Origin of the sequence: Brevundimonas sp. UBA7534 (assembly GCF_002479325.1) — a bacterium.
Classification (GTDB): Bacteria; Pseudomonadota; Alphaproteobacteria; order Caulobacterales; family Caulobacteraceae; genus Brevundimonas.
This window is the reverse complement of the sequence record NZ_DLMO01000093.1, coordinates 8,333-25,860: the sequence shown is the minus strand read 5'-3', so window position 1 is coordinate 25,860 and position 17,528 is coordinate 8,333. Positions and strand designations below refer to the sequence as shown.

Here is a 17,528-nt window from a genome sequence, read left to right as displayed (position 1 = left end):
GGCGGCGGCCGAGGCGGCGGGCTTTCGCGCCTGCCTGCGCTGCCGGCCCGAGACGGCGCCGGACATGGGGGCCTGGCGGGGAACCTCCAACACCGTCAGCCGGGCCCTGGCCCTGATCGAGGGCGGGGCGCTGGACGGCGGCGACGTGGACGCCCTGGCCGCGCGCCTGGGCGTGGGCGAGCGGCACCTGCGCCGCCTGTTCCGCCAGCACCTGGGCGCCGCCCCGGTCAGCGTGGCACAGACGCGGCGCGTGCTCCTGGCCAAGCAGCTGATCCACGAGACCGGCCTGTCGATGGCCCAGGTCGCCTTGGCCTCCGGCTTCGGCAGCGTGCGCCGCTTCAACGAGGCGTTCCAGGCGCTGTACGGCCGCCCGCCTTCGGCCCTGCGGCGCCGGACGGCCGAAGGAGAGGCGACCGGGCCGGTGAAGCTGGGCCTGGCCTATCGCCCGCCCTACGACTGGGCCGCCGTCATCGCCGCCCTGGCCGCCCGCGGCGCGCCGGGAGAGACCGTCGCGGGCGGCGCCTGGTCGCGGGGTCTGACGCCCGCGGTCGACGGGACGGCGGGGTCGGTGACGGTGCGTCCCGGCGCGCCGGGCCGGCTGGCGGTGGAGGCGATGGTGGAGACGCTGTCCGCCCTGCCCGGGGTTCTGGCGCGGGTGCGCCGGGTCTTCGACCTGGCCGCCGACCCGGAGGCGATCGCCCACGACCTGGCAGCCGATCCGGCGCTGCGGGACAGCCTGACGCGCCGGCCCGGCCTGCGTCCGCCCGGCGACTGGATCGACGCCGACGAGACGCCGCCCAGCGACCGGCTGCCGGCCCGCCTCGATGACCCCGACCTGATCGCCCGCGCCGAACGCTGGCGCCCCTGGCGCGCCTACGGCGCCCTGCACTGGACCCCGAGCGAGGAGACGCGCCATGCCGATGCGGCCTGAGAACACCGGCCCCCTGACCTTGGACCGCATCCCTTCGCCAGTGGGCGAGGTGCTAGTGGTCGTGGACGGCGACGGCGCCGTGCGCGCCCTGGACTTCCACGATTTCGAGGCGCGGATGCGCCGCCTGCTGCGCCGCCACTATGGCGAGGTCGTCCTGGCGCCTGGTCGGGCGCCGGAGGCGGTGCGCCAGGCGGTGGCCGCCTATTTCGCCGGCGACCTGGCCGCCTTCGAGACGGTGGAGGTCGAGACCGGCGGCACGGATTTCCAGCGTCGGGTGTGGGCGGCGCTGCGCGACATTCCGGCTGGCGAGACCCGAAGCTATGGCCAATTGGCGGCGGCGATCGGCGCGCCCAAGGCCGTGCGGGCCGTCGGGTTGGCCAACGGCGCCAATCCGGTCGGCGTCATCGTGCCGTGCCACCGGGTGATCGGAGCGGGGGGCAAGCTGACCGGCTATGCGGGCGGGCTGGAGCGCAAGCGCTGGCTGCTGGCGCACGAGGCGGGCGGCGGGCTCTGGAATCCGGCGCCTCAAGGGTCCATGTCGGAGGAATGAGGCTTCTCCCCGCCGTCCTCGCCGCCCTGACCCTGTCCGCCTGCGCCGCGCCGCACATCCAGGCGCCGCTCCGCCCGCCGCCGGGGTTCGCCGGGCCGGCGGTGGAGGACCGGGCGCTGGTGATGTCCGACGGGGCGCGCCTGCCGCTGATGCGCTGGGCGCCGCAAGGGCGGCCCTGGGCGGTGATCGTGGCGCTGCATGGCATGAACGACCACGCCGCGTCCTTCCGGCTGGCGGGACCGTGGTGGGCCGATCAGGGTATCGAGACCTGGGCCTTCGACCAGCGCGGCTTCGGCGCCGCGCCCGGGCGGGGCGAATGGGCGGGCGCGGACCGGATGATCGAGGACGTGCGCGAGGCCGTCGCCCTGGCGCGCGCGGCCCATCCCGGCGCGATCGTCGCCGTGGTCGGGGAAAGCATGGGCGGCTCGGTGGCGGCCGCCGCCTTCGGCTCGGACAGGCCGCCCGATGCGGACCGGGTGGTGCTGCTGGCGCCCGGCGTGTGGGGCTGGACGACGCAAGGGTGGCTGAACAGCGCAGCCCTGAACGTCGCCGCGCGCATGGCGGGCTCCAAGGCCGTCGAGCCGCCGCGCTTCATCGCCGACCGCATCCAGGCCTCATCCAACGTGCTGGAACTGTACCGCAACGGCCGTGATCCCGAGAGCCTGCTGTCGACGCGGTTCGACACCCTCTATGGCCTGGTCGATCTGATGGAGGCCTCGTCGCGGCGGATCGGCCTGATCCGCACGCCCGCCATCCTGATGTATGGGGCCCACGACGAGGTGGTCGAAAAGGGGCCGATGCGCCGGGCGCTGGAGCATATGCCGGCCGACGCCACGCTGCGCACCGCCTGGTACCCGCAGGGCTGGCACCTGCTGAACCGGGATCTGGACGCCGAGACGGTCTATCGCGACGTGGTCGGCTTCCTGCGTGATCCGGTCGGGCCGCTGCCGTCGGGAGCCGATCCAGTGCTGCCGCACCTTGAGGTCTTGGCGAAACGCTGACGCGAAACGGTCATGCTTGCCCCCTAGAGCCGCGCGGCCTATTTGCCGGGCAACAAGAATATTACCCAGGGAGCGCCTATTATGGGCATGACGCTGTTCGATTCTCCGTCTTTTGCGAATCATGAGGGCGTACACGCCTTTTTCGACGAGAAAACCGGTCTGAAGGCGATCGTCGCCGTGCACTCGACCGCACGTGGGCCGGCGGTGGGCGGCACGCGGATGTGGAACTACGGCTCGGCGACCGAGGCGCTGGAGAACGTGCTGCGGCTGTCCAGGGGCATGAGCTACAAGAATGCGATCGCCGACCTGGAGATGGGCGGCGGCAAGTCGGTCATCATCGGCGACAGTCGCACCCAGAAGACGCCCGAGCTGTTCCGCGCCTTCGGCCGGGCCGTCGATACGCTGGGCGGCATCTACTACGCCGCCGAGGACGTGGGCGTGTCCGTCGCCGACATCGCCGAGGCGCGCAAGGAAACGACGCGAGTGCTGGGCCTGAAGGACGGGCCGGAAGCCTCGGGCGACCCCAGCCCGGTGACGGCCGAGGGCGTCTATCGCTCGACCCTGGCGGTGGCGCGACGGCTGTTCAAGCAGGACGACCTGACCGGCCTGACCATCGCCATGCAGGGGGTCGGTCACGTGGGCGGATACCTGGCCGACAAGCTGGCGGCCGCCGGCGCCAAGCTGGTGATGACCGACGTCAACGCCGCCGTGCTGGCCGAGGTCGCGGCGCGCACGGGGGCCGAGGTCGTGGCGCCGGACGCCATCTATGACGTCAAGGCGGACGTCTATGCGCCGTGCGCCCTGGGGGCGACGCTGAACCCGCAGACGCTGGAGCGGATCAGCGCCCGGGCGGTGGTCGGGGCGGCCAACAACCAGTTGGCGACGCCCGAGATCGGCCGCGTGCTGTTCGAGCGCGGCGTGCTCTATGCGCCCGACTATGTCGTCAACGGCGGCGGGATCATCAATGTCGCGGCGGAGATGAACGCCCGCCAGACGCGCGGCGCCTTCGACCCGAACTGGGTGGAGATGAAGCTGGCGCGCCTGATCGAGACCTTCGAGGAAATCCTGGAGCGATCGGCGGCCGAGCAACGGCCGACCCACGAAATCGCCGACGCCATCGCCGAGGCCCGCATCGCCGGCGCGCGCGAAGAACATCGCAAGGCGGCCTGAGGGGGGATGTCCGTGTTGAGGGACGGCGCGTAACCGTCTCTTAACGCGGCGTTTACCATCCGGGCGGCATTTTCTGCCTAGCGGGGTCGTCCGGGTCTTCCGCGAGTATGGGGCGGGGACGCGTGGGCGGTTTCACCGAGGCGTTGAAGAGGTTCGGGATCGGTCGCCTGGCGGCCATTCTCGGCGTCGCCGCGGGCGTCGCGGCGGTGCTGGTCGCCGTCATGCTGCGCATGGGGCAGGCCCCTGACGCCTTGCTCTATTCCAACCTGGATCTGCGTGAGGCGGGCGAGATCACCGCCGCCCTGGATCAGGCGGGCATCAAATATTCGTCCAAGGGCGACGGCTCGACCATCATGGTCAACCGCGACGAGGTCGGCACGGCGCGGATGATGCTGGCCGGGCAGGGGCTCGTGACCTCGGGCTCGGTCGGCTACGAGCTGTTCGACAACCAGTCGGTCCTGGGCCAGACCGAGTTCCAGCAGCAGCTGAACGAGCAGCGGGCCCTGCAGGGCGAACTGGCCCGCACCATCATGTCGATGCGCGGCATCACCGCCGCCCGCGTCCACATCACCATGCCCCGCCGCGAGATGTTCACCGCCGCCGCGGGCGAGCCGACGGCGGCCGTTCTGGTCGGCCTGGGCGGTCGCGACCTGACCGGCGACCAGGTCAACGCCATCCGCAACCTGGTCGCCTCGTCGGTGCCGAATCTGAAACCGGACCGGGTGACGGTCGCCGATGAGAACAACCGCACCCTGGCCGCCGGCAACGACGGCGGCGAGTTCACGACGGCCTCCGCCCTGGAGGCCAAGAACGCCACCGAGGCGCAGCTGCAGGCGCGCATCAAGGACATCGTGGAAGGCGTGGTCGGCGTGGGCGCCGCGCGGGTGCAGGTCACAGCCGACATCGACCGCAGCCGCTCGACCACCCAGGAGCAGAAGTTCGACCCGGACGGTCAGGTGGTGCGCTCCACCTCCACCAACGGCTCGCAGTCGTCCGACACGACGGGCCAGCCCGACGGCGGCGTGACCGCGACGAACAACATTCCCGGCGGCGCGGCGCCCAACACCACGCCGATCGGTTCCAACAGCGCCGAGAACACCGAGACCACCAACTACGAAATCTCCAACACCACCACGACCACCACGCGTGAGCCGGGCGAGGTCCGCAAGCTGGCGGTGGCGGTGGCGGTGGACGGCAAGCTGACCCCGGCTGCCGACGGCAAGGGCGAGCCTGCCTATGCGCCGCGCACCGCCGAGGAGATCGCCCAGATCAAGGCCCTGGTCGCCGCCGCCGTCGGCATCGACGAGGCCCGCGGCGACAAGATCGAGGTCGTCAACGTTCGCTTCAACCGCGACGCCGGCCTGGCGGGCGATCTGGACGGCGCGGGCGGGATGTTCGACTTCTCCAAGAACGACATCATGCGCGGGATCGAGTTGCTGGTGCTGTTGATCACCGGCGTGCTGCTGATCTTCTTCGTGCTGCGCCCGCTGCTGAAGACGGCGACCGGCGGAGCGGGTCTGCCGGTCCTGGCGGGCGCGGACGGCGTGCCGGTGACGCAGCTTCAGACGACCACGGTGATCGGTCCAGACGGCCAGCCCCAGCTGGTCCAGCTGCCGCCGCCCAGCGAGATGGAACAGAAGATCGACATCGCCCGCATCGAAGGTCAGGTGAAGGCCTCTTCGGTCAAGAAGGTGGCGGACTTCGTCCAGAGCCACCCCGATGAGGCGGCCGGCATTCTGCGGATCTGGGTGGCGGAAGGCTGATGGCCAAGCTTGTCTCCAAGAAGGCCGCGATCGAGGACCCCAACAAGCTGACGGGGCCGGAAAAGGCCGCCGTCATCCTGCTGGCCCTGGGCGAGGAGCACACCGCCCTGTGGGAACGGCTGGACGACGACGAGGTCAAGGAAATCTCCCAGGCCATGGCCACCCTGGGCAACGTCACCGCCGAGGCGGTCGAGGCCCTGATGATCGAGTTCGTCTCGGGCCTGTCGGGCTCGGGCTCGGTCATGGGCAGCTACGAGCAGACCCAGAAGCTGCTGAGCGCCTTCCTGCCCAAGGACCGCGTCGACGGCCTGATGGAGGAAATCCGCGGTCCGGCCGGCCGGACCATGTGGGACAAGCTGGGCAATGTGAACGAGGCGGTCCTCGCCAACTATCTGAAGAACGAATACCCCCAGACGGTCGCCGTCATCCTGTCCAAGGTCCGGTCCGACCACGCCGCGCGCGTGCTGACCAGCCTGCCGGAGGACTTCGCGCTGGAGTGCGTGCAACGGATGCTGCGCATGGAGCCGGTGCAGCGCGACATCCTGGACAAGATCGAACAGACGCTGCGCACCGAGTTCATGTCCAACCTGGCGCGCACCTCCAAGCGCGACAGCCACGAGATGATGGCCGACATCTTCAACGCCTTCGACCGCCAGACCGAGGCGCGCTTCATCGGCGCGCTGGAGGAACGCAATCGCGAGTCGGCCGAGCGCATCCGCGCCCTGATGTTCGTGTTCGAGGACCTGTCGAAGCTGGATCCGGGCGGCGTCCAGACCCTGTTGCGGGCGGTCGAGAAGGACCAGCTGGGCCTGGCGCTGAAGGGCGCCTCGGAAGGGCTGCGCGAGATGTTCTTCTCCAACATGTCCGAGCGCGCGTCGAAGATCATGCGCGAGGACATGGAGTCGATGGGGCCGGTGCGGCTGAAGGACGTCGACGCGGCCCAGACGGCGATGGTGCAGGTGGCCAAGGACCTGGCGGCCAAGGGCGACATCATGCTGGCCGGCCAGGGCGCCGACGACGAGCTGATCTACTGACATGAACGCCAAGCCCTTCACCTTCGACACCGAGTTCGACGCCGACGGCGAGGTCGTGCGCCCGTCGCAATGGCGACCGGTCAAGCGCAGCTTCCTGCCGGCCGAGGTGGACGCCCTGGTCGCCCAGGCGCGTCTGGAAGCGCGCGAGCAGGCGCTGGCAGAGGTCGAGCATCTTCGAGCCCTGGCGCTGAGCCAGATCGCCCAGGCCGCCGGCGCCGCCCTTCCCACCCTGAAGGCCGTGGCCCAGGCCCATCGCGAGCAGTCCGCCGACCTGGCGCTGCAGGCGGCGCGGGCCATCGCTGGCGCGGCCCTGGAGCGCTTTCCGCAGGCCCCGCTGAAGGCCGCGCTGGAGCTGCTGGCCCAGGAGGTCGACGCCTCGCCCCGTCTGGTGGTGCGCGGCGCCGGGCTGGACGAGACGGCGCGGGCCATGATCGCCCAGGCCGCAGCCGATTCCGGCTTCACCGGCGCGGTCGCGTTTCGCGACGAAGCGGGGCTGGCCCCGGCCGCCTTCCAACTGGAGTGGGCCGACGGCCGCGCCGACTACGATCCCGAGGAGGCCGCCCGCCGCGTGGGCGACGCCCTTTCCGCCGCCCTGGCCGCCGAGGCCGGGCATGCCGAAAATCCCGTCCTGGACAGGAGTGACGTCTGATGGCTTCCGACGATCTGTCGCTTGAAGAATTCGCCGATCCCGCCGCCCTGCCGGCGTTGGAGGATCACGGCGAGAAGAGCGCCGCGGACCTGGCCACCGTGTTCGACGTGCCGGTCAACATCTCGGCCGTCCTGGGCAAGTCGCACATGTCGGTGGCGCAGCTGCTGCAGCTGAACAGGGGGTCGGTGCTGGAGCTGGACCGCAAGGTCGGCGAGGCCATCGACATCTTCGTCAACAACCGCCTGGTGGCGCGCGGCGAGGTGGTGGTCGTCGACGACCGTCTGGGCGTGACCATGACGGAAATCATCAAGACCGAGGATGCGGGCGCCTGATTGGCGACCGCGCGAGAGATTAGAGGAGAAGAACGATGCGTCTTCTGGTGGTTGGCAGACTGAGCGGGCAACTGGCCTCGGCGGTGAAGATGGCGATGGCGCACGGCGCCAAGGTCAATCACGTCGAGCGATGCGACCAGGCGACCGACCTGTTGCGGCGGGGGCAGGGCGCGGACCTGCTGATGGTCGACTACAAGCTGGATATCGCCAGCCTGATCGGGGCGAACGAGGCCGAGCGGATCAGCGTGCCGGTCGTGGCCTTCGGCATCGACGCCGACGCGCGCGAGGCGGCGGCGGCCATCAAGGCCGGGGCCAAGGAGTTCATCCCCCTGCCGCCCGAGGCGGACCTGATCGCGGCCGTCCTGTCGGCGGTGGCCGACGACGAGAAGCCGATGATCTCGGCCGACCCGTCGATGAAGCACGTCATCCAGCTGGCCGACCAGGTGGCGCGCTCGGAAGCCTCGATCCTGGTCACCGGCGAAAGCGGCGTCGGCAAGGAGGTGATGGCCCGCTATCTGCACGAAAATTCGCGCCGCAAGGACAAGCCTTTCATCAGCGTCAACTGCGCGGCCATCCCCGACAACCTGCTGGAATCGGAGCTGTTCGGCCACGAGAAGGGCGCCTTCACCGGGGCCGTGGCCCGCCGCATCGGCAAGTTCGAGGAGGCCGACGGCGGCACTCTGCTGCTCGACGAAATCTCGGAAATGGACGCCCGCCTTCAGGCCAAGCTGCTGCGCGCCATCCAGGAACGGGTCATCGACCGCGTCGGCGGCACCAAGCCGGTCAAGGTCGACATCCGCATCATCGCCACCTCCAACCGCGACCTGGCGCGCGCCGTGTCCGAAGGCACGTTCCGCGAGGATCTGCTTTACCGACTGAACGTGGTGAACCTGCGCCTGCCGTCCCTGCGCGAACGGCCGGGCGACATCGCCGTTCTGGCCGATCACTTCGTCAAGAAATACGCCGCCGCCAACGGCGTGGCCGCGCGTCCCCTGTCGGCCGCCGCGCGCCAGGCCGTCACCGCCCACCGCTGGCCCGGCAACGTCCGCGAGCTGGAAAATGCGATGCACCGCGCGGTGCTGCTGGCCACGGGCGCAGAGATCGACGTCGAGGCCATTCGCCTGCCCGATGGTCGTCCGCTGGCCGTGGACGCCGCCTCCCATAGCGGTTCCGTCGCCGTCGCCTCTCCCGCCCTGGACGCCGGCCCCGCCGCCCGCGCCGCCCAGGCCGCCGACGCCGTGACCCGCAGCTTCGTCGGCCAGACGGTGGCCGCGATGGAAAAGACGCTGATCCTGGACACCCTGACCCACTGCCTGGGCAACCGCACCCATGCGGCCAACATCCTGGGCATCTCGATCCGCACGCTTCGCAACAAGCTGAACGAATACGCCGACGAGGGCGCGAGCATCCCCGCGCCGCAAAGCGGCGTCTCGGGCGGGACGCCCGGCGCCGGATACGCCGCCTGACGATGGCGCGGACGCCGGACCGCAGAGGCGTGCTGGCCGGCGCGGGCGCGCTGGCGCTGGCCGGTTGCTATCGTCGCGAGACGCCCCAGGCGGACGCGCAGCCGTTGGACCTGCATCTGTCGGACCTGGAAGGCCGTCACGGCGGGCGGCTGGGCGTGGCGGCGCTGGACGTCGCCTCCGGCCGCCAGGCCCTGTGGCGCGCCCAGGAGCGTTTCCCCTTCTGCTCGACCTTCAAAGCCTTCCTGGCGGCCGCGACCTTGCAGCGGGTCCAGCGCGGCGAGGAAGACCTGGAACGTCGGGTGCGCATCACCCGGGCGGACATGATCCCCCATGCGCCGACCACGGGGCCGGCCGTGGGTCGCGACCTGAGCATCCGGCAACTGATGCAGGCGGCGGTCGAACTGAGCGACAATCCGGCGGCGAACATCCTGATCCGGGAAATGGGCGGAATCGGCGTATGGCGTCAGTGGTGGCCGAGCTTCGGCGACACCACCACCCTGATCTCGCGACTGGAGCCCGAGCTGAACACCGCCCTCGCCGACGATCCACGCGACACCTGCCTGCCGGCGCAGACCCTGGCCAACATTCGTCTGATGGCGTTCAGCGACCGGCTGAGCCCGGCGCACGACGCCCTGCTGCGGGACTGGCTGGTCGCCTCGCCGACCGGGCAGAACCGGCTGAAGGCCGCCGCGCCCCAGGGGTGGACCGTGGCGCACAAGACCGGCACCGGCATGAACGGAACCGCCAACGACATCGGCATGATGACGCCGGTCAGCGGCGCGCCGGTGCTGATGGCGGTCTATCTGACCGGCGCGACCCAGGCGACGGACGACCAGCGCGACGCGGTGATCGCCGACGCCGGACGCCGGGCGCTGGAGGCGCTGGGCCGTGGCTGACGCGCCGGTCTTGATGAAGGACGGGATGGCGCGCCCCACGGGGCGCGACGTGCTGGGCTGGCTGAACCGCGGCGAGGTGCTGATGGCGGTCGGCGTGATCGGCGTCATCATGCTGCTGATCCTGCCGATCCCGAAGATGCTGCTGGACCTGCTGCTGGCGATCTCGCTGGTGTCCAGCGTGCTGATCCTGATGACGGCCGTGATGATGAAGCGGCCGCTCGACTTCGCCATCTTCCCGACCGTGCTTCTGGTGTCGACCCTGTTCCGGCTGGGTCTGAACCTGGCCTCGACGCGGTTGATCCTGACGCACGGGCAGGAGGGGCACGCCGCCGCCGGTCAGGTCATCAACGCCTTCGGCCAGCTGATGATGGGCGGCAACTTCATCATCGGCGTGATCATCTTCGCGATCATCCTGGTGGTGAACTTCGTGGTCATCACCAAGGGTTCGACCCGCATCGCCGAGGTCTCGGCGCGCTTCACCCTGGACTCCATGCCGGGCAAGCAGATGGCCATCGACGCCGACCTGTCCTCGGGCCTGATCACCGAGGACCAGGCCAAGCTGCGCCGCAAGGAGCTGGAGCAGGAATCGACCTTCTTCGGCGCCATGGACGGCGCCTCCAAATTCGTGCGCGGCGACGCCGTGGCCGGCCTGATCATCACCTTCATCAACGCCATCGGCGGCATTCTGATCGGGACGCTGCAGCACGGAATGCCGGCGATGGACGCGGCCAACACCTATGTCCAGCTGACCATCGGCGACGGCCTGGTGACGCAGGTGCCGGCCATCATCATCTCGATCGCCGCGGGCTTCCTGGTGTCCAAGGCGGGGGTGGAGGGCACGGCGGACAAGGCCCTGGTGACGCAGCTGGCGACCAATCCGGTGTCGCTGGGCGTGGTGTCCGGCGCGGCCGGCCTGATCGGCCTGATTCCCGGAATGCCGCTGATCCCCTTCGCCGCGCTGGCCATCGGGTCGGGCTTCATGGCCTGGCGCCTCGGCCGCGAGCGGCTGAAGCCGCAGCCGACGGCCGAAGAGATCGAGGCCGCCAAGCCGCAGCCCGAGGTCGAGGAGCCCATCAGCAACATCCTGACCATCGACGAGGTCAAGATCGAGCTGGGCTATTCGCTGCTGGCCCTGATCAACGATCTGGAAGGGCGGCGCCTGACCGACCAGATCAAGGCTCTGCGCCGGTCGCTGGCGCAGGAGTACGGCTTCGTGATGCCGCAGGTGCGCATCCTGGACAATATGCGCCTGCCGACCCAGGGCTACGCCATCCGCATCAAGGAGATGGACGCGGGGGCCGGGGAGGTGCGGCTGGGCCACCTGATGGCGATGGACCCGGCGGGGCGCCAGGTCGAACTGCCCGGCGAGCACATGAAGGAGCCGGCCTTCGGCCTGCCGGCGACCTGGATCGAGGAGGGCCTGCGCGAGGAGGCGACCTTCCGCGGCTACACCATCGTCGATCCGGCCACGGTGCTGACCACGCACCTGACGGAAATCCTGAAGGAGAACATGGCCGAGCTGCTGTCATACGGCGAGGTGCAGAAGCTGCTGAAGGAGCTTGGCCCGGAGCAGCAGAAGCTGGTCGAGGAATTGATCCCGACGGTGGTCACCGTCACGACCCTGCAGCGGGTGCTGCAGTCGCTGCTGCGCGAGAAGGTGTCGATCCGCGACCTGCCGGCGATCCTGGAAGGCCTGGCCGAGGCGGCGCCGCACACCACCAGCGTCACCACCCTGGTCGAGCACGTCCGCGCGCGCCTGGCGCGCCAGCTGTGCTGGCAGCATCAGGGCGGGGACGGCGCCGTGCCGATCGTCACCCTGTCGCCGGAATGGGAGAACGCCTTCGCCGAGAGCCTGGTGGGTGGGGGCGAGGACAAGCAACTGGCGATGGCGCCGTCCCGACTGCAGGACTTCATCCGCGCCGTGCGCGACACCTTCGAACGCATCGCCATGTCGGGCGAGAACGCGGTCCTGCTGACCGGCCCTCAGACCCGTCCCTACGTCCGGTCGATCATCGAGCGCTTCCGCGGGCAGACCGTGGTGATGAGCCAGAACGAAATCCATCCAAAGGCGCGGCTGCGCACCCTGGGACAGGTCTGATCCGACAATCGGTTTGACGGGGCGTGCGGTGACGCTAAAGCTCCGTTCCCATGGACCTTTCTCCTCGCTCGACCTGGGGCCGCATCGGCGACTTCCTTCGCACACCGTCCTTGGCGCGATCCGTGATGGGGTTGCTGGCGGCGGCCTTCGCCCTGCTGCTGGCCGTCAACGTCGCCACCTTCGTCATGAGCCAGCGCACGGCCGAGACGAATGATCAGATCGAGACGGCCCAGGACATGCGCCGCGATGCGCGCACCGTTCTGATCGCCACCCTGGACGCCGAGACCGCGCAGCGCGGCTTCCTGCTGACAGGGCGGAGCGAGTTCCTGCGACCCTATCAGGAGGCGCAAGAGGTTCTGGGCCCGGCTGTGGCGCGTCTGCATCGGGCGGCTATGAACGACCCATCGCTGTGGCCTTCTGTGCGCCGCATTGAAGAACTGGCCGCCGCCAAGCAGGCGGAACTTGCCGCCACGCTGCGCATGGCGCGTGAAGGGCGCATCGGTCCGGCCATCCAGGCGGTGCGGTCGGGCCAGGGCAAGGTGGTCATGGACGACTTGCGTCGGGCCATCGTGGACTTTGAACAGTTGAAGACCGCGCGGATCGCCGCGCGCACGGAGGCTTCTGAAAGGCTGGCTGCGGCGACAGTGGCCGCCAACATTCTGGCGGCGCTTCTGGTGGTGGTGCTGGCCGGCCTGTCGATGTGGCTTGTGAGGCGATACGTCATCGAGATTCAGGGTGCGCGCGATCAGCTGAACCAGTTGAACGCCGGACTGGAGGCGACCGTGGAAGAACGGACCGGCGACCTGATCCGCGCCAACGAGGAGATCCAGCGCTTCGCCTATATCGTCAGCCACGACCTGCGCGCCCCGCTGGTCAACGTCATGGGCTACACGTCGGAGCTGGAGCAGGCGGGCAAGGTCATCGACAACGCCATCACCGAGGCCCAGAAGGTCCGTGAGGTTCAGCCCGACGTGGTGATGGCGGTGCGCGAAGACATGCCCGAGGCCATCGGCTTCATCCGCGCCTCGACCGAGAAGATGGACCGGCTGATCAACGCCATCCTGAAACTGTCGCGGGAGGGCCGGCGCAACCTGTCGCCGGAGACCCTGGACATGACCGCCATGGCCCAGAACATCGCCGACAGCGTCCACCACCAGACGGACGCCTCGGGCGCGCGGATCGTGGTGGAAACCCTACCCACGCTGGAAAGCGACCGGCTGTCGATGGAGCAGATCATCGGCAACCTGATCGACAACGCGGTCAAATACCTGGACCACGACCGACCGGGCGAGATCGTGGTGTCCGGGCAGGAGGCGGCCGGCGGCTGGGCCGTGTACAGGATCGCCGATAACGGCCGGGGCATCGCGCCGCGCGACCATGAGCGCATCTTCGAGCTGTTCCGTCGGTCGGGGCGCCAGGACCGGACGGGCGAGGGCCTGGGGCTGGCGTTCGTGCGCAACAGCGTTCGCCGGTTGGGAGGAACGATCGACGTGGAGTCCGAACTCGGTAAGGGCTCGACTTTCATCCTGAAATTCCCCAAACGACTGATCGTCTCGGAACCCGGAGCCGCGCTGTGACGCACCCCGTAAAAATCGTCATGATCGAAGACGACCACGGTCACGCCAAGCTGATCGAAAAAAACATTCGCCGCGCGAACATCAACAACGAAATCAAGCATTTCGACGATGGTGGTTCGGCGTTGGACTATCTCTTCAGTCCCGAGGTGCTGGCCAACGGTCCGCTGCTGGTCCTGTTGGATCTCAACCTGCCGGATATGTCGGGAACTGACATTCTCGAAAAGGTGAAGTCCGACGAGCGGTTGCGTCGCGCGCCCGTCGTGGTGCTGACAACCACGGACGACAAGGTCGAGATCCAGCGCTGCTACGATCTGGGTTGCAACGTCTACATCACCAAGCCGGTGGATTATGAGTCCTTCGCCGGCGCGATCCGCCAGCTGGGCCTGTTCCTGTCGGTCATGCAGGCCCCGGAGATCGAGTGAGCAACATTCCGGGCACCATTCGCCTGCTCTACATCGACGACGATCGCGGCCTGTCGCGACTGGTCGAGAAGGAGCTGGGGCGGCACGGCTACGTCGTCACCTGTGCGTCCGACGGCGATGCGGGCCTGGAGATGCTGCGGGCCGGCGTCTATGACGTCTGCGCGCTGGATCACTACATGCCGGCGCGCGACGGCCTGGACATCCTGCCGGACATCATGGCCCTGCCAGAGCCGCCGCCGGTGGTCTATGTGACGGGCGCGCAGGAGGGCCGGATCGCGGTCGCGGCCCTGCGGGCCGGCGCGGCCGATTACGTCATCAAGGACGTGTCGGAGGATTTCACCTCCCTTCTGCGTTCGGCGCTGGAAGACGCCCTGCTGCGCCGCCGTCTGCAACGCGAGAACGAGGCCGCGCAGGAGGAAATCCGCCTGGCCCGCGATCGGGCCGAGGCCATGCTGCGCGAGGTCAACCACCGCGTCGGCAATTCGCTGCAACTGGTGTCGAGCTTCATGTCGCTGCAGATGCGTCATGTATCGGATCAGGGAGCCAAGGACGCGCTGCGCGAGTCCCAGGCCCGGATCGAGGCCGTGGCTCACGTGCACCGTCGCCTCTACACCTCCGGCGATATGAGCCGAGTGGCGATGGACGAATATCTGAAGGGATTGATGGACGAACTGTCCAAGTCGGTCGGTCCCGACGCCGGATCGCCGCGCCTGGTGCTGGACGCCGAACCGATGAGCGTGACCACGGACCAGGCCGTGTCGTTGGGCGTGGTCGTGACCGAACTGGTCACCAATGCGGTCAAATACGCCTATGCGCCGGGACAGGGCGGGGAGATCCGCGTGCATCTGAAGGCCGACGACGACAGCCGGGCCATACTGACGGTCGAGGACGACGGACCGGGCCTGGGCGACGGCGCGCCCAAGGGCACGGGCCTGGGCGGCAAGATCATATCGGCCATGGCGTCGGGCCTGCGCTCGGCCGTGGAGTTCGACGCCGGCCATAAAGGCGTGCGCGCCCGGCTGGCCTTCGACCTCTAGACGCCTCGCGCGTTTCCTCGATCATGCTGCAGTTCGGCCGCCCCGACCCCGCCTTGAACCACCGCCTGCGCCCGACGGCCTTCGGCCTGGTGCTGCGCGAGGGGCTGCTGGCGTGCGTGCGCGTGGAGCGTGGCGCGCAGAGCTATTTCGACCTGCCGGGCGGCGCCGTCGATGGCGACGAGACCGAGGCTCAGGCTCTGGTGCGCGAATTCGTCGAGGAAACCGGACTGACGGTCGATCCGGGAGAACGCATCGCCGAGGCCGGCCAGTATTTCCTCAAGACCACGGGCGAGGCGCTCAACAACGTCGGCGGCTACTGGACCGCCACGGTCGTTTCCGAAGACCCCGAGGCGAAGCAGGAACCGGACCACACCCTGACGTGGCTGGAACCGGTCGTGGCCCTGTCGCGTCTGCGTCACGATGCCCATGCCTGGGCGGTGGCGGCCTGGATGCGCCGCACGAGCTGAGCCTTACGGAACTTCACCGCGGTCCGACCCGTTGTTCCCGTACCTCTCTGCGTCATCAGGACGCCGAACAGGACAGGAGAATTCTTATGCCCGATCAAGACCGTATCGAAGGCGCCGGCAAGAACATCGGCGGCAAGATGAAGGAAGCGGCCGGCAAGGTGACCGGCGACGAGAAGCTGAAGGCCGAGGGGCGCGCCGACCAGGTGGAAGGCAAGGTTCAGAACGCCGTCGGCGGCGTCAAGGACAGCCTGCGCGACAACCGCAACTGATCCTGGCGAACCGACCAAAGCGCCGTCCGCGATCCTAGCGGGCGGCGTTGTTGCGTGCGTCAGTCGTCGCCCCACAGCCGCAGCTTCAGACCCTTGGATTGCAGCCCGTTGACCGGTCGGCATTCGGAGCTGAAGCCGCCTCCCTCGGGACGAGGACGACAATCCATCTCTTGCGGTGCGGCCGAGGCGGTCGCGTTGCGCGGCCGGTCGCCGCACTGAAGCCCATAGTCCGAACCGCCGGCGGCCGCCTGGACCATCTGACAATCGCCGGCCATGCCGGGCGGCCTGAGGGCGTCGGGCAGGTCGTCGCCCAAGGACGCCGCCAAGGCGCTTCGGACCCGGCTCTGACAGACATCAAGCGGCGTCTCGCCACGAGCCATCGGATTGCAGCGGGCGCGTTCATATCCGAACGGATCGGTCAGGGCCCACTCGGGCACGGTTGCGCCTTCGCTCGAAGCGATCGTCTCGGCCGCGGGCACCGGGGCGGAAGCGGGGGATTCCCGAAAGGCGTCCGGCACGGACGCGGGGGACTGAAGCATCAGGTGGGCGAGGGCGGCGAACAACATCAAGAACCTCGACGGCTGGGGCCGCGACCCTATCACGTCTCAGGCGTGCGTCATTCGTCGATCGGGTCGCAGGCCTAGCGGGTCAGTGCTCGCATCGCTCGGTCCAGCCCGTCCAGCGTCAGCGGATACATCCGCTGATCCATCACCTCGCGCAGCAGGCCGACCGACGCGGTGTAGTCCCAGTAGCGCTCCTGGACCGGGTTGAGCCAGACGGACTTCTCCCACTGCTGGCGGGCGCGCTTCATCCAGACCGCTCCGGCTTCCTCGTTCCAGTGCTCGACCGAACCGCCCGGCATGGTGACTTCATAGGGGCTCATGGTCGCGTCGCCGACGAAGATGGCCCGCCAGTCGCCCGGATATTTGTGCAGCAGATCCCAGGTGGGCGTGCGTTCGGCGTGCCGGCGACGATTATCCTTCCAGACGCCCTCGTAGAGGCAGTTGTGGAAGTAGAAGAATTCCAGATTCTTGAACTCGGCTCGGGCGGCGGAAAACAACTCCTCCACCAGCTTGATGTGACTGTCCATCGAACCGCCCACGTCGAGGAACAGCAGCACCTTGATGGTGTTTCGCCGTTCAGGACGCATGCGCACGTCCAGCCAGCCTTGGCGCGCCGTGCCATCGATGGTGCCGTCAATGTCCAGTTCCTCCGCCGCGCCCTCGCGCGCGAAGCGGCGCAGACGGCGCAGGGCGACCTTGATGTTGCGGGTGCCCAGTTCGACGGTGTCGTCCAGATTGCGGAACTCGCGCTTCTCCCAGACCTTGACGGCGCGACCGTGCCGGCCCGGACCGCCGATCCGCACGCCCTCGGGGTTGTAGCCCCCGTGGCCAAAGGGGCTGGTCCCGCCCGTGCCGATCCAGCGGTTGCCGCCTTGGTGGCGCTCCTTCTGCTCCTCCAGACGCTGTTTCAGCGTCTCCATCAGCTTGTCGAAGCCGCCAAGCGCCTCGATCTGGGCCTTCTCTTCGTCAGTGAGATATTTCTCGTTCAGGAGCCGTAACCACTCCTCGGGTATGTCTGTCGTCAGGTCCTCGCCTGCATCCAGAGACTCCACGCCCTTGAACACCTTGCCGAACACCTGATCGAAGCGGTCGTAGTGCTTCTCGTCCTTGACGAGGACGGCGCGCGACAGATGGTAGAAGGCCTCCACCCGACGACCGGCGACGCCCCGATCCATGGCTTCCATCAGATGGAGCCATTCCTTCATCGACACCGGAACCTTGGCGTCGCGCAGGGCGGTGAAGAAGGAAAGGAGCATGGGGCGAAGGTGAACGTCGATCAGCCGCGCCGCAAGATGAACTCGTC

The 17,528-nt window shown here is 68.8% G+C and carries 18 protein-coding genes; 16 read left to right on the top strand and 2 right to left on the bottom strand.

Annotated elements, in window-relative coordinates; translation table 11 throughout:
• The 16 genes from B2U11_RS07045 to B2U11_RS06970 all read left to right on the top strand — a co-directional run.
• On the top strand, positions 1-931 hold a 931-nt coding region (locus B2U11_RS07045), incomplete at its 5' end, for an AlkA N-terminal domain-containing protein (protein WP_292070813.1).
• On the top strand, positions 921-1,481 hold the full coding sequence (locus tag B2U11_RS07040; RefSeq protein ID WP_292070818.1) for a methylated-DNA--[protein]-cysteine S-methyltransferase: 561 nt from the start codon (positions 921-923) through the stop codon (positions 1,479-1,481). The genes B2U11_RS07045 and B2U11_RS07040, both read left to right, overlap by 11 nt.
• Positions 1,478-2,482 (top strand): alpha/beta fold hydrolase, encoded by a 1,005-nt coding sequence (locus B2U11_RS07035; RefSeq protein ID WP_292070812.1) that lies wholly within the window; start codon positions 1,478-1,480, stop codon positions 2,480-2,482. Before B2U11_RS07040 ends, B2U11_RS07035 begins: the two co-directional genes overlap by 4 nt.
• Before the next feature lie 87 nt (positions 2,483-2,569).
• Positions 2,570-3,652 carry a Glu/Leu/Phe/Val family dehydrogenase gene (locus B2U11_RS07030; protein ID WP_292070811.1) on the top strand — a complete coding sequence of 361 codons (1,083 nt, stop codon included), beginning with the start codon at positions 2,570-2,572 and terminating at the stop codon, positions 3,650-3,652.
• A gap of 122 nt (positions 3,653-3,774) precedes the next feature.
• Complete coding sequence (fliF, locus tag B2U11_RS07025; protein WP_292070810.1) at positions 3,775-5,415, top strand: flagellar basal-body MS-ring/collar protein FliF; 1,641 nt, start codon at positions 3,775-3,777, stop codon at positions 5,413-5,415.
• Positions 5,415-6,449, top strand: coding sequence for a flagellar motor switch protein FliG (gene fliG / locus B2U11_RS07020; RefSeq protein WP_292070809.1), 1,035 nt, complete (start codon positions 5,415-5,417; stop codon positions 6,447-6,449). The genes fliF and fliG overlap by 1 nt, the downstream gene beginning before the upstream one ends.
• A 1-nt stretch (position 6,450) precedes the next feature.
• Positions 6,451-7,098: a flagellar assembly protein FlbE gene (locus tag B2U11_RS07015; protein WP_292070808.1), complete on the top strand. Its 648-nt coding sequence runs from the start codon at positions 6,451-6,453 to the stop codon at positions 7,096-7,098.
• Positions 7,098-7,430, top strand: a complete 333-nt coding sequence (fliN, locus tag B2U11_RS07010; RefSeq protein WP_292070807.1) for a flagellar motor switch protein FliN — start codon at positions 7,098-7,100, stop codon at positions 7,428-7,430. The genes B2U11_RS07015 and fliN overlap by 1 nt, the downstream gene beginning before the upstream one ends.
• Before the next feature lie 35 nt (positions 7,431-7,465).
• Positions 7,466-8,896 carry a sigma-54 interaction domain-containing protein gene (locus B2U11_RS07005; protein WP_292070806.1) on the top strand — a complete coding sequence of 477 codons (1,431 nt, stop codon included), beginning with the start codon at positions 7,466-7,468 and terminating at the stop codon, positions 8,894-8,896.
• 2 nt (positions 8,897-8,898) lie between these two features.
• Complete coding sequence (gene bla, locus B2U11_RS07000) at positions 8,899-9,792, top strand: class A beta-lactamase (protein WP_292070805.1); 894 nt, start codon at positions 8,899-8,901, stop codon at positions 9,790-9,792.
• A 13-nt stretch (positions 9,793-9,805) separates the two neighbouring features.
• Positions 9,806-11,890 (top strand): flagellar biosynthesis protein FlhA, encoded by a 2,085-nt coding sequence (flhA, locus tag B2U11_RS06995; protein ID WP_292070817.1) that lies wholly within the window; start codon positions 9,806-9,808, stop codon positions 11,888-11,890.
• Positions 11,891-11,940: 50 nt separating this feature from the next.
• The gene (locus B2U11_RS06990; RefSeq protein WP_292070804.1) at positions 11,941-13,467 is read left to right on the top strand and encodes a sensor histidine kinase; all 1,527 of its coding nucleotides are present in this window, start codon (positions 11,941-11,943) and stop codon (positions 13,465-13,467) included.
• Positions 13,468-13,487: 20 nt separating this feature from the next.
• A complete protein-coding gene (locus tag B2U11_RS06985; RefSeq protein WP_292070803.1) occupies positions 13,488-13,889 on the top strand; it encodes a response regulator in 402 nt (133 codons plus the stop codon).
• A complete protein-coding gene (locus B2U11_RS06980; RefSeq protein ID WP_292070802.1) occupies positions 13,886-14,926 on the top strand; it encodes a sensor histidine kinase in 1,041 nt (346 codons plus the stop codon). The genes B2U11_RS06985 and B2U11_RS06980 overlap by 4 nt, the downstream gene beginning before the upstream one ends.
• Before the next feature lie 23 nt (positions 14,927-14,949).
• On the top strand, positions 14,950-15,393 hold the full coding sequence (locus B2U11_RS06975; protein WP_292070801.1) for an NUDIX domain-containing protein: 444 nt from the start codon (positions 14,950-14,952) through the stop codon (positions 15,391-15,393).
• 86 nt (positions 15,394-15,479) lie between these two features.
• Positions 15,480-15,662, top strand: a complete 183-nt coding sequence (locus B2U11_RS06970; RefSeq protein ID WP_292070800.1) for a CsbD family protein — start codon at positions 15,480-15,482, stop codon at positions 15,660-15,662.
• A 59-nt stretch (positions 15,663-15,721) separates the two neighbouring features.
• On the opposite strand, the gene B2U11_RS06965 is transcribed toward B2U11_RS06970, so the two are convergent.
• Together B2U11_RS06965 and B2U11_RS06960 are read right to left on the bottom strand one after the other, a co-directional pair.
• Positions 15,722-16,228: a hypothetical protein gene (locus B2U11_RS06965; RefSeq protein WP_292070799.1), complete on the bottom strand. Its 507-nt coding sequence runs from the start codon at positions 16,226-16,228 to the stop codon at positions 15,722-15,724.
• A 74-nt stretch (positions 16,229-16,302) separates the two neighbouring features.
• A complete protein-coding gene (locus B2U11_RS06960) occupies positions 16,303-17,481 on the bottom strand; it encodes a vWA domain-containing protein (protein WP_292070816.1) in 1,179 nt (392 codons plus the stop codon).
• Positions 17,482-17,528 lie beyond the last annotated feature (47 nt).